This is a genomic window from Nocardia transvalensis NBRC 15921 (assembly GCF_000308875.1).
In the GTDB taxonomy this organism is placed as follows: domain Bacteria; phylum Actinomycetota; class Actinomycetes; order Mycobacteriales; family Mycobacteriaceae; genus Nocardia; species Nocardia transvalensis.
This window is the reverse complement of the sequence record NZ_BAGL01000126.1, coordinates 58,628-70,326: the sequence shown is the minus strand read 5'-3', so window position 1 is coordinate 70,326 and position 11,699 is coordinate 58,628. Positions and strand designations below refer to the sequence as shown.

Genomic DNA, 11,699 nt, shown 5'->3' with positions numbered 1-11,699 from the left:
TCAGCCGCGCCGGCCGGGGCGGACATGTGGGCAATCCCGTGCGAGGAGTCTCGGGGTCGGGCGAGAATCACGGGAACGAAGGAGGTCACATGGAAACGATCGTGTCCGTCTCGGGTGGCAAGGTGCGGGGGCTGGCCGACGGCGGGATCAGCAGCTTCCTGGGTATTCCCTACGCCGCGCCGCCGGTGGGCCCCGCGCGGTTCGAGGCGCCGCAGCCGGTGACCGAATGGTCCGGGGTGCGCGACGCCGTCGAGCTGGGGGCCACCTGCGCGCAGTCGCCGTATCCGGCGCCGATCCACGCGCTGATCGGCAGCGACGGCGTTCCCGGCGACGAGTACCTCAACGTGAACGTCTGGACCCCGGACGCCGGCGGCTCGGGGCTGCCGGTGCTGGTGTGGATCCACGGCGGCGCGTTCGTCCGCGGGTCGAACTCGCAAAAGATCTACGACGGCAGCGCATTCGCGCGCGACGGGGTCGTGGTCGTATCGATCAACTACCGGCTCGGGATCTCCGGATTCGCGGCCGTCCCGGGCGCACCGCTCAATCGTGGCCTGCGCGACCAGATCTTCGCGTTGCACTGGGTGCAGGAGAATGTGGCGGCCTTCGGCGGAGATCCGGGGAATGTGACCGTCTTCGGCGAGTCGGCCGGCGGGATGAGCGTGGTGAACCTGCTCGTCGCCCCGCAGGCGCGCGGGCTGTTCCGGCGCGCGATCGTGCAGAGCGCCAACGGATCCGCCGTCGCCGCGGCCGACGACGCGCGCAAGGTCGCCGAGCAGGTGGCCGCGAAGATCGGCATCGACCCGACGGCCGCGGCCTTCGGCGAACTCGGCCCGGATCAGCTGCGGTCGGCGCAGGACGCGACCGCGCTCGATCTGATGACCGATCCGGATCCCGCCCGGTGGGGCGCCTCGGTCATCACGAACGGGCTCGGCATCCTCAGCTTCTTCCCCGTGATCGACGGCGAGCTGATCCCGGACCGGCCGACGGATATCCTTGCGGCCCACCCGGATCGGACGGTCCCGCTGATCATCGGCTGGACCGCCGAGGAATTCCGGTTCTACACCTTCCCGACCGGAATCGCCGCGGGGATCACCGCCGAGACGCTACCGATCGCGCTGGCGCGGTACGGGCTCGAGCCCGCGGTCGCGGAGCGCTACGCCGCCAATCGCCCGGGTGCGTCCCCCGCCGATGTCTTCGCGGCCGTCGTGACCGACCTGGTGTTCCGTGACGATGCCATGCGCATCGCGGAATACACCGCGGCAGCGGGGAATTCGACCTACGTCTACGAGTTCGCATGGCGCTCCGGCATCCCCGACCTCGGCGCCTCCCACGTCATGGAGGTGCCCTTCGTCTTCGACCAGATCGACGAGGCGCACACCCTGACCGGGCCGAACCCGCCGCAGCGGCTGGCCGACGAGGTGCACCGGGCGTGGGTCCGCTTCGCGACGCACGGCGACCCGGGGTGGTCCGCCTTCGACGCCGCCACGCGTTCGGTGCGGATCTTCGATTCGCCCGAGTCCTATGACGTCGCGGATCCGCGAGCGGACGAACTGCGCGCGTTGCGGCGGGCGCATCCGAACGTGTGAACTGACGGCGCGGCCCGCCCTCGCCTACTGCCTGTGGTGGGGGCGGTCGCGGTCGGCCCAGCGGGGGTTCTGTTCGTCGCGGCGGTAGACGGCTATCTGGCCGGGGACCGAGAAGTGGAGGCGGGTGCCCTCGCCGACGACCTCGCCGTCGGTGGCGACGGCCTGGGGGGAGCGGAGGTGGACGGTCAGGCCCGCGACCATCTGCTCGCCGTAGACCTTGCTGTGGCCGATGGCGGCGAGCAGCAGGGCGCCCGCGGCGCGGGTGCGGGAGAACTTCAGGTCCGCGCGCAGCCAGCGGACGTCCAGCAGACCGGAGTCCAGGCGGGAACGGAACGCGGGGACCGCGCCGGGCGGGTCGTAATACCCGTTGCCCACGAACAGGAACCACACCTCGCGGCTGCGGCCGTCCACGTCGACGCGGATCGGCTCGGCCCGGCGCAGGGTGACCAGCAGGGCCGCGGCGAAGGCGGGCCACTTGCCCCAGCGCTTCTCCCACTTCTCGCGCAGCCGCACCAGATCGGAGTAGGCGCCGATGCTGGCGGTATTGATCCAATACTGGGTGCGGGACTCGCCGCCGCTGCCGTATTCCACGCTCGCGACGTCCACCGAGACCGCCTCTCCGGCGCCGGTGGCGTCCACGACCTCGCGCAGGTCGTAGACGCCGACATCACGGGCGAAGTGGTTGAGGGTGCCGGTGGGGATGACCACCAGCGGCAGATCCTGGTCCAGCGCCACGGTCGCGATCGCCGCGACCGTGCCGTCACCGCCCGCGACGCCCACCGCGGCGGGCCGCTCGGCGCGCTCCGCCAGCACCCGCGTCAGCTGTTCGGCACAGTCGACGCCGGGTTCGGTCCGCAGCACGGTGGCGGCGGGCAGGGCCCGGGCGATGTCGTCGGCCGGGTCGTAGCCGGGATCGCCGGACATCGGATTGACCACCACCACGAGGCCCTTGCCGTCGATCAGCACGGGCACCTCGCGGACCGGGCGGGCCCGCGCCTCGTCGGAGTGCCGGATCGGCCACCACCGCCGCGTGGCCAGCGCGATCCCGCTGCCGAGCGCCGCGCCGACCAGGACGTCGGAGGTCCAGTGCACGCCCGTGTGCACCCGCGAATACGCGACCGTGGCGGCCAGCGGGGCCACCACCCGCGCGCTGCGCGGACTCTCCATCGCGACCGCGGTGGCGAACGCGATCGCCGAGGCGCTGTGCCCCGAGGGGAACGAGGACGACATCGGGCGGCGAATGAGCCGCCGATCCAGCGGGAGCAGTTCGGGCGCCGGCCGCCGTCGCCCGAACACCGCCTTCACCGTATTGGCGCTGACACTGGCGCCGCCGAGCGCGACCACACCGCGCAGCGCGGCCCGCCGGCTCGCCCCCTTGCGGGTGGCCAGCACGGCCGCGATGACCAGCCACAGCACACCGTGATCGGCGGAGCGCGTCAGCCGCAGCATCCCCCGATCGAGTCCCGAGACGGGCAGCATCGCCACGCCCCCACCGACCGCCCGATCGAACCGCCCGACCGGATAGGACTTCCGCCGCAACCACTTCCTCACCAGCCCGAGAGTACCGCCGAGCCGTGGATCGGCCCGCCCCTCCCCGCGAGATGACCTGCCCCACACCCACTTCGGGCACTGCCCCGGCGGCATGTGGCCCGCAGCACCATTTTTCCGGCATGCTTTCGGCCGGAATCCCTGGCGCCCACGATTCTCACCGAGACGTAGCCGGTGGGACATGGCGGCTCAGCGAAAGTCGGCGGCGTGGTCTCGGGCCCATTCGGTGAACGACAGGGCCGGGCGGCCGAGGAGGTCGGGGACCGAGTCGGTGGCGATGTCGGGTGGCGGGTTGGGGACGGTGCCCTCGGAGCGGATGAACATGTCCACGACGAAAGGCGGGAGCTGGGTGAGCAACTCGGCGCGGTAGGTGTCGACGTCGACCTCCTCGAGACGCACGGGTTCGCCCAGCGCGTCGGAGATCGCGGCGACCTGGTCGCGCAGGGTGATCGGACCCGGCCCGAGCACCGAGTGCGCCGCGGACGTACCGGCCTGGTGGAGCAGGGCGTGCGCGGCCACGTCGGAGATGTCGCGTTCGTGCACGGGAGAGGTGGTCGCGTCGGGGAAAGACGTGCGGAACACCCGGTCGGTGCGAATGGACGTCCACCGCAGCGAGTTGGTGGCGAAGTAGCCCGGCCGCACGAACGTGTGCGGCAGGCCGGAGTCCGTCAGGGCCTGCTCGACGGTCGCGTGCCGGACCGCGATCGGATTCTGCTCCGCGTTCGGCTGCACGACGGTGCCGGAGGACAGCAGCGCCACATGCTCCACGCCCGCCGCCACCGCCGCGGCGGCGAACTCCGCGGCCGTTTCCGGATGGGCGTAGAGGAAGACCTTCGTCACGCCCGCCAGCGCGGCGGGCAGGGTCGAGGGATCCGTCAGGTCGGCGCGGACGGCCTCGACGCCGTCGGGGAATCGAGCGGTCTCGGGGTCACGGCTGGAGGCACGGACGGATTCGCCCGACTCGAGCAGCCGGGTCAGGACGCCGCCGCCGACGAAGCCGCGCGCGCCGATCACCAAGGTGGTCACAGTGGTTCTCCTTCCGATCTTCGGCAGGGAGGGCCGCGTTAGTCTGGCATATGGCTCTGTCGCGGCGGCAGCTGATGAGACTCGGGTCCGCGGGGGCGGGCGCGCTGCTGGTCGGGGCCTCGATGGGCGCGAGCGCGAGGTACGCCGCGCCGCGATGGCGGGGGAACGATCCGTTCGCTCTCGGCGTGGCGTCCGGGGATCCGACCGCCGACGGGGTGGTGTTGTGGACTCGGCTCGCACCGGATCCGCTGGCCCCAGACGGGCTCGGCGGGATGGCGCTCGCGCCGGTGACCGTCGACTACGAGGTCGCCGAGGACGAGGGCTTCCGGCGGGTGGCGGCCCGCGGATCGGCGGTCGCGACGCGTGAGTTCGCCCACAGTGTGCATCCGGAGGTGCACGGGCTGGAGCCGGATCGCTGGTACTTCTACCGCTTCCGCGCGGGCTCGGCGATCTCGCCGGTGGGCCGGACCCGCACCGCCCCCGCGCCCGGAACCCCGACCGCGCGAATGCGTTTCGCATTCGCCTCCTGCCAGTCCTGGAGTTCCGGCTACTTCACCGCCTACGAGCACATGAGCGCCGAGGACCTGGATCTGGTCGTGCATCTGGGCGACTACATCTACGAGCGCGCGTGGATGCTGGGCCGGTCGGGCGCGACGATGGACCGCCGGTTCTGGACCGAGGCCGTCGATCTGGCCGGCTACCGGCTGCTCTACGCGCAGAACAAGGCCGAGCCGCCGCTGCGGGCCGCGCACGCCGCCTTCCCGTGGCTGGTCACCATGGACGATCACGAGGTCGACAACAACTGGGCCGGCGATTCGCCCGGGCTGGGCCTCGACATCTACCGGATCCCCGCGCTGTTCCGGCGGCGTCGCGCGGCCGCTTTCCAGGCCATGTACGAGCATCAGCCGCTGCGACTCGCTCAGCTGCCGTCCGGGCCCGCCGTGCATCTGCACCGCCGCTACCGGTTCGGCGATCTCGCGGAGATCACCATGCTCGACACCCGGCAGTATCGGACCCGGCAGGCGTGCGGCGACGGCAGCCTCGTCACCGGATGCGACGACCGGTTCGCGGACGGCCGCACGATACTCGGTGCGCGGCAACGGGAATGGCTGCTCGACGGCCTCACCGGATCACCCGCGCGCTGGCAGATCCTCGGGAACCAGGTGGCGATGGCCCAGTCCGACTACGATCCGGGCCCGGGCGTCGCCGTGGGCACCGACTCGTGGGACGGCTACGTCGCCGACCGCAACGCGGTGCTGGGCGCGGCGGCCGATCGCGGCGTGCGCAACCTCGTCGTCATCACCGGCGACCGGCACGAGAACTACGCCGCCGACCTGCGCGCCGACTACGCCCGGCCGGAATCGCCGGTCGTCGCCACCGAATTCACCGGCACCTCGATCACCACCGGCGGTGACGGCGCCGACCTTCCAGAGCGCGGACGGCAGCTGCTGGCCGCCAACCCGGATCTCAGATTCTTCAACGGACAGCGCGGCTACGTGCGCGTGGAGCTGGATCACCGGCTGTGGCGCAGCGACTTTCGGGTCGTGCCGTATATCCGGACGCCGGGGGCTCCGATCACCACGCGCGCCGGATTCGTTGTGCAGGACGGCATTCCCGGCACGACGGCAGCCTCGCGGCCGGACCCTGTCACAAACCCGGCGCCTGATGCCGCGGCGCCGTCACCGTCCGGTGCGTACCCGCCACGATAACGGCCGATCGAAACCACCGCCGTTCACAAGTACTGCCACCACTGGAAATTCAGCGACTGGGCGAATTCGTCAAGTTACCTGTACCGTCTGCTCACGCCCCCGGACAAGCTGCCACCATCGGTATCGAGGAATGACTGAACTCACCCCAGCCCAACTCGACACGCTCGAGATTTTGGCCGACAGCCCAGCCGCCCACACCGCCGACGAGTTGGCGCGCCTCCTGGATCAACCCGCGTACGCGGTGGAGGACACGCTGGCGTTCCTGCGCCGTCACCGCTATATCGTGCAAACGACCGCGTGGCAGCTCACCGTCGGCGCCACCTACGTACTCGGATCGCACCACCAGCTCACCGAATTCGAGCTGTACGTGCTGCATCAGGTGAAGGAGTCCGGCGGCGCCGGCACCATCGACGACCTGGCCCGCGATTCGGGCATCCCGGTGGACGATATCGCCGACACGGTGCAATGGCTCAACGCCAACGGCTACCTGCAACCCGTGACCGCCTGGCGCCGGGCCTCGGTGCACCACTGACCCGCGCTCACACACCCTTGACGGTCGCGAAGACGGCGGCCGCGCTGTCCTGACGGTAGAAGATGTCCGGCGGCGGATCGGCGAGACCCGAATCGGGAAGCCAGGAGTAGTCGACCACGCGCAGGGCGAGCGGTCCGGCCGGAGCGGTCAGTTCCACGTCGATCCCCTCGGCCGGGGGCGCGGTGAACTGGAAGCCCTGTTTCGGTGCGGGAGTCAGGTCGCGTCCCGCGACACGCAGCGTGTGGATCGGCGTGTCGTAGCGCAGCGCGAGGGCGGTGGCGCCCCGGGTGGACCGCAGGCGCAGCCGTATCGTCCGATGACCGGAATCCGTGGTATCGGACAGGACCTCGGCGACCGGTGCGGAGAGCGGCCGCGCCGGCGCGGGGCCGGCGGCGACGGTCTCGGACCACAGGTCCGCGAATTGTCCTCGTGGAGCCCCCGATTCGACGAACCGCCGCGTCCAGTGATCCGGCGGCTGCCGTGAAATCCACTGTGCCTCCTGGCGGTCCGCGTCCAGCGCGTAGGCCAGCTGCGACATCAGCGGATGCCGGTCGTCGAACCGGTCGACCGCGAGCCCGGCCGCGGCCAGCGCCACCGCGAGAACCAGTGCGGCGGCGGGGATCAGAACCGCGCGACGTTTCGGCCAGGCGTGCGTGAGCGGGAACCACAGCAGCCCGCCCAGCAGCACCACGGACGGAGCGACGAGGAAGGGCGCGCCGGTGATGCCGGTCTGCAACCCCGACCACACCGTGGCGCCGAGGAAGAGTGCCGCGGGCGTCAGGAAGACGGTGAGCACCGGCAGCCGCCACGGCGCGGGAATCGAGAAGGTGAGCGCCACACCGGCCGCGGCGAAGAACCCGGGGACGACGAGCGCCTGGGCGGCAGCGGGGGCCACCGCGGTGAATCCCGCGCCCAGGACCGTCACGCAGCACAGCATGCCGACCGCGGCGGCGGAGGGCCCGAATAGCTTGCGCGCGAGCGTGTACCAGGCGGCGAGCACGGCGACACACAGCACCAGCACCGCCGCGTAATAGCTCTCCGGCCGGTACGGGTCGACGAACAGCGGCCGATACTCCGGCCGGATCGCCACGACCGCCGCCCACAGCCCGTATGTCGCTCCCATCGCCACGGGCAGCGCGAGCAGGGCGGTCGCCGCCGCGCCGAGTACGCGCCGCACGGACGCCTCGCCGTCGCGCCGCAGCGCCCGGACCACCCACCCCGCGGCGATCAGCGCGGCCACCGCGAGAACGGCGATCAGCCACAGCGGCAGCACGATCAGCGTCCCGAACGGCAGCGAGAAGTACGCGCGGTCGTCGTCGGCCCGATTCGCGAGGTCGCGGTCGCCGAAGGCGCGGGACTGCGCGACCGTGTTGTCGCCCAGCTGCTGCACGGTCGCGAGACTCACGTGGGCCGGATCGTCGAATGGATTGTGGTAGTAAGCGTTCCGGCCCGCGTACGCCCAGTCCAGGACGCGCAGGCCGGTGGGGTCGAGGGCGGCGAAATCGGTGTTGCTGCCCGTCTGGGCGCCCGCCAGCGTGGTCGACAGCGAGTCGGTGTCGGGATGCGGGATCCCGGCGACCGTGCGGATCAGATCCCCGTCGGGATGGGTGATCCGCCACAGCAGCGGCGGGCCGCCCGCTCCACGCGCCTCGTGATTGACGACCACCCCGCCGCGCGGATCGGCGTGGCCCGCGTCCGCGAACGCCTCGGCCCCCAGGAGCCCGAGTTCCTCGGCGTCGGTCAGCAGGACGACGAGGTCGTTGCGCGGCGTCGCACCGCTCGCCCGCAGCGCGCGGACGGCCTCCAGGATCGTCGCGACCCCCACGCCGTCGTCGTTCGCGCCGGGGCCCGAGGGCACGGAATCGTAGTGCGCGGCAAGGTAGACGGTCCCGGTCGGAGCGCTGCCGGGCCATCGGGCGACGATATTGCCGACCTGGGCCATGCCCACCACATCGCGCTCCAGCGCGGCGGGATAGCGGCCCACACCCGAGTGAATCTCGGTATCCAGACCGAGTTTTCGCAGGTCGTCGGCGAGCAGGTCGCGGACGCGGTCGTGTTCGGGCGTGCCGGACGGGTGTGGCCGGGACGCGATCGCCTCGACCGTGCGCAGCGCGCGCTCGGCACTGAACTCCCCGGCGGGCGCGGTGGCGGGCCGATGCCCGTGCGGCTGCTGCCCCCACGCGGTGGCCACCACCACGGCCAGGAGAACCGCGAAAGCCAGCACACCGGAAAGTCGTGGTCCCACCCGCATGGTCCGATCCTAAACGCGCACCGCCGGGTGTTCGGGAGATCGGTCCTCGCCGCGGCTGGCCGACATGATCGTGCCGTCCAGTCGGTTATGCGCGGATTTCCGGAATCTGAGAGAACTCAAAGGAACGCCTCAGACTCCGGTCAGCCTTGCTCAGCATTCTGGATGGTGACCACATCATCTCGGGTGAGAGGCAGGTGCACGATGGTCGACATCGAGGTCACGGGTACGACAGTGACGGTGCATGTCCGCGGCGCACACCGCTTCCTGGGGCTGCGCGAGCAGCTCCGCTTCGACCTCACCGATGTCCGGGCCGTCGCGCCGGCCCCGGTGGACAGCCGCCCGCCGTGGATGCGCGCGCCCGGAACCTTCTTCCCCGGCGTGATCGCCGCCGGGACGTTCCGCGGCAAGGGCCGCAAGGAGTTCTGGGACACGCTGTTCGACGGGCGCGCGCTGCAGATCGATCTGTCCGGTGGCGATTTCACGCGACTGGTGATCGATGTCGCGGACCCCGAGGCCGTGCGGCGGATGCTTACCACGGCCGCTGCCGCCTGATAAGGTCCAGCCTCTATCGACACAAAACCGACGAATTGTCCTGCTCGCCACAACGACTCCGATAACCGAACTCGGCGTGTCGCGCCCGCCACGCCGATGAACTATGGATTTCGGCAAATCTACAGTTTCGCGGATGGCGGTCGATCGACTATTAATGTCGTGTGCCGTTCCCACTCGTGATCATCTGTCGGCCATTGCTTCTCACCGGGCGGTGGTCGCGTTGACCCTCGAACGTCCCAACGGAGACGAGGTCGCGCAGCTGGCGAAGCGGGTCGAGCATGCCCGTGGGCGCCTCGCGTACCAGTTCGACCCCGCGCTGACCGACGCCCTCTCCGAAGACGAACTCCTCGCCGAACGTGAGCTCGCCGAGAAGATCCGTGAACAGGAGCGCGACCAACGCTGGAAGAACGTCCAGGCCGCGGCTTCCGCATCGGACCGCGCAAGGCAGACCTCAGAGGCGATCGCGAAGGCCGATATGCGAGATCTGTTGATGGCCCGCAAGGCCGTTGCCGCGCAGCGTCGCGAGTCCAGCCCGCATGCCAAGCTCGCCTCGCTGTACCGGCACCGAGCCTGGTCGCAGCGCGGCCTGGCCGGCGTCGTGGCGGCCGGCATGCTGTGGTCCGCGGTCAACGTGCAGCACAACATCGCGCCCGGTGGCGCGACCGACCCGCTGTTCTGGTTCAGTTACCTGCTCGAGGCCATGATCTCGGTCTGCCTGATCATCATCATGATCGGCACGAACAAGGTCGCCGAGTGGGGCATCTTGGACAGTGCCCGCCAGGTCGCCATGGCCGAGCTCTCGCTGCTGGCGCTGACCGTCGTCCTGAACACCTACCCGTACCTCCGTAGCGGTTCGTGGTACGACGTGGGTGTGCACGCGGTCGCGCCGGTGATGATCGGCGTCTCGCTGCTCATTCACAACGCCGCGAGCCATCGCTACGGGCAGGCCATCGCCCGCGCCACCGAACAGGTGCGGGAACTGCCCGACCCGGCCGAGCAGATCCGCCGCACGCTGCCCACGTTCGTCAGCTTCATCCGCCAGGCCGCGCCGGACACCCGTCCGCCGGTGCCCCAGGCCGCGCTCCCCGGCACCGCCCCCGAGACGAAGTCGGCCGAGAAGTCGGCGAAGTCGACCGGCGACGTGCTGGATCCGGCCGAGGAGCCGGATATCTGGACCCCGAAGACCCCCAGCACCACGGCCACGAGCTACCGGGTCGACGACCTCGGCGACTCGGGCACGAACGGTTCCGCCAAGTCCAAGAAGGTCGCGAGCAAGCCCGCGTCGTCCTCGTCCGACGAGGACCCGCTGAGCGTCTACGACACGGGCCAGTTCCGCATCGCCGAGACCCTGGAGCAGGAACTCGCCGAACTCCGGGCCGAACGCCGCCGCGCCCGCGCCACCAAGCAGCGCAACGGGTTCGACCCGGACGAGTAGTCCCCGTCAGCGGAGCGCGACCACCGCGCTGGCACGGCTGAACAACTTCTGCCCGTTGCCCTTCGCGGTGAGCGCGATCGTCGCGGTCCGCTGCACGGTGTCCACGGTCTTGACCACACCGCCGAATTCGATGGTGCTGGGTGTGCCGGCGGCGACGGGCAGCGTGCCGGAGAAGCGCACGCCGTACCGTGTCAGCGCCGCCGGGTCGCCCAGCCACCCGGTCAGGTATCCCGCGCCCAGGCCCATGGTGAGCATGCCGTGCGCGACGACCGACGGCAGCCCGGCGGCCACGGCGACATCGTCGCTGAAGTGGATCGGGTTGGCGTCGCCGGTGACGCCCGCGAAGTTCGCCAGATCGCCACGGGTCAGGCGGATCGTGCGGGTCGGCAGCTCGTCCCCGGGCGCGAGATCCGCGGCGGTGCAGGCGGTTCGCGGCCGTCGCCCCAGCGGCGTGACCGCGATCGCGTCGCCCGACACCGGGAGCAGGGAGCCCGTACTGTCGAAGTGGCGCGCCTGCCGGTCCGCGGTGCCCAGACCGGACATGATGATCCCGTCCACCATATCGGTCAGATCTGTGCGGACGCCGCCGCCGGTGCGAGCGACCAGCGTGGTGGTCCCGGCCTGCACCGGGACGCCCTGGCGGTCGGTGAGAACGTTCTTCGTGGTGAGCAGGTCGAGATCGCGTACCTGCCGGAAGGATTGGAAGTACACGTCCGCGGTGAGGACGTCCCCGGCGGTCAGCGGCCGGGCGAACTCCAGCATCTGATCGGCCTGAAGTACCTGTCCCAGATCGTATTCGGTGAGGTGGGTGCTGAGGACCTCGTCCTGCGAGCGCATCCACGGCAGGGTCGCGAAGGTCGCGGGAGCGATCAGCGAGTCGAATCCCAGCTCCGCGGCGGCCAGTTCGCTGCGATGCGCCGGATGCGAATCCTGGAGCGCGCGAGCGAATTCGCGAATCTTCTCCCGCCCCACCTCGTAATGATCGGCCAGGCGATAGCGGTGACCGACCAGCCGGCGAGCCTGATCGGCGGGTGCGCGGGTCAGAGTGTCCATACTCCTC

The 11,699-nt window shown here is 70.8% G+C and carries 9 protein-coding genes; 5 read left to right on the top strand and 4 right to left on the bottom strand.

Annotated elements, in window-relative coordinates; translation table 11 throughout:
• Positions 1–89 precede the first annotated feature (89 nt).
• The gene (locus ON41_RS35235; protein WP_040752931.1) at positions 90–1,586 is read left to right on the top strand and encodes a carboxylesterase/lipase family protein; all 1,497 of its coding nucleotides are present in this window, start codon (positions 90–92) and stop codon (positions 1,584–1,586) included.
• Positions 1,587–1,610: 24 nt separating this feature from the next.
• Here ON41_RS35235 and ON41_RS35230 read toward each other — a convergent pair whose 3' ends face one another.
• Positions 1,611–3,137, bottom strand: a complete 1,527-nt coding sequence (locus ON41_RS35230; RefSeq protein WP_040752929.1) for a bifunctional phosphatase PAP2/diacylglycerol kinase family protein — start codon at positions 3,135–3,137, stop codon at positions 1,611–1,613.
• A gap of 186 nt (positions 3,138–3,323) precedes the next feature.
• Positions 3,324–4,160: an SDR family oxidoreductase gene (locus ON41_RS35225; RefSeq protein ID WP_040752926.1), complete on the bottom strand. Its 837-nt coding sequence runs from the start codon at positions 4,158–4,160 to the stop codon at positions 3,324–3,326.
• A gap of 50 nt (positions 4,161–4,210) precedes the next feature.
• On the opposite strand from ON41_RS35225, the gene ON41_RS35220 reads away from it, so the two are divergent.
• On the top strand, positions 4,211–5,869 hold the full coding sequence (locus ON41_RS35220) for an alkaline phosphatase D family protein (RefSeq protein ID WP_040752924.1): 1,659 nt from the start codon (positions 4,211–4,213) through the stop codon (positions 5,867–5,869).
• A 172-nt stretch (positions 5,870–6,041) separates the two neighbouring features.
• Positions 6,042–6,401: a hypothetical protein gene (locus ON41_RS35215; protein ID WP_157185744.1), complete on the top strand. Its 360-nt coding sequence runs from the start codon at positions 6,042–6,044 to the stop codon at positions 6,399–6,401.
• 7 nt (positions 6,402–6,408) lie between these two features.
• Here the strand turns inward: ON41_RS35215 and ON41_RS35210 are convergent, their stop codons facing one another.
• Positions 6,409–8,652, bottom strand: a complete 2,244-nt coding sequence (locus ON41_RS35210; protein ID WP_083905855.1) for a M20/M25/M40 family metallo-hydrolase — start codon at positions 8,650–8,652, stop codon at positions 6,409–6,411.
• A gap of 201 nt (positions 8,653–8,853) precedes the next feature.
• Here ON41_RS35210 and ON41_RS35205 point away from each other — a divergent pair, with 201 nt between their 5' ends.
• Both ON41_RS35205 and ON41_RS35200 read left to right on the top strand, forming a co-directional pair.
• Positions 8,854–9,204, top strand: coding sequence for a hypothetical protein (locus ON41_RS35205; protein ID WP_040752920.1), 351 nt, complete (start codon positions 8,854–8,856; stop codon positions 9,202–9,204).
• A gap of 220 nt (positions 9,205–9,424) precedes the next feature.
• Positions 9,425–10,639, top strand: a complete 1,215-nt coding sequence (locus tag ON41_RS35200) for a hypothetical protein (protein ID WP_040753164.1) — start codon at positions 9,425–9,427, stop codon at positions 10,637–10,639.
• Positions 10,640–10,645: 6 nt separating this feature from the next.
• Here ON41_RS35200 and ON41_RS35195 read toward each other — a convergent pair whose 3' ends face one another.
• Positions 10,646–11,692: a fused (3R)-hydroxyacyl-ACP dehydratase subunits HadA/HadB gene (locus ON41_RS35195; protein WP_040752918.1), complete on the bottom strand. Its 1,047-nt coding sequence runs from the start codon at positions 11,690–11,692 to the stop codon at positions 10,646–10,648.
• Positions 11,693–11,699 lie beyond the last annotated feature (7 nt).

What these genes read in the sequence shown, in the direction of transcription:
- ON41_RS35210 (WP_083905855.1), bottom strand. Translation starts at nt 8,652, where the DNA reads ATGCGGGTGGGACCACGACTTTCCGGTGTGCTGGCTTTCGCGGTTCTC.
- ON41_RS35235 (WP_040752931.1), top strand. Translation starts at nt 90, where the DNA reads ATGGAAACGATCGTGTCCGTCTCGGGTGGCAAGGTGCGGGGGCTGGCC.
- ON41_RS35220 (WP_040752924.1), top strand. Translation starts at nt 4,211, where the DNA reads ATGGCTCTGTCGCGGCGGCAGCTGATGAGACTCGGGTCCGCGGGGGCG.
- ON41_RS35195 (WP_040752918.1), bottom strand. Translation starts at nt 11,692, where the DNA reads ATGGACACTCTGACCCGCGCACCCGCCGATCAGGCTCGCCGGCTGGTC.
- ON41_RS35205 (WP_040752920.1), top strand. Translation starts at nt 8,854, where the DNA reads ATGGTCGACATCGAGGTCACGGGTACGACAGTGACGGTGCATGTCCGC.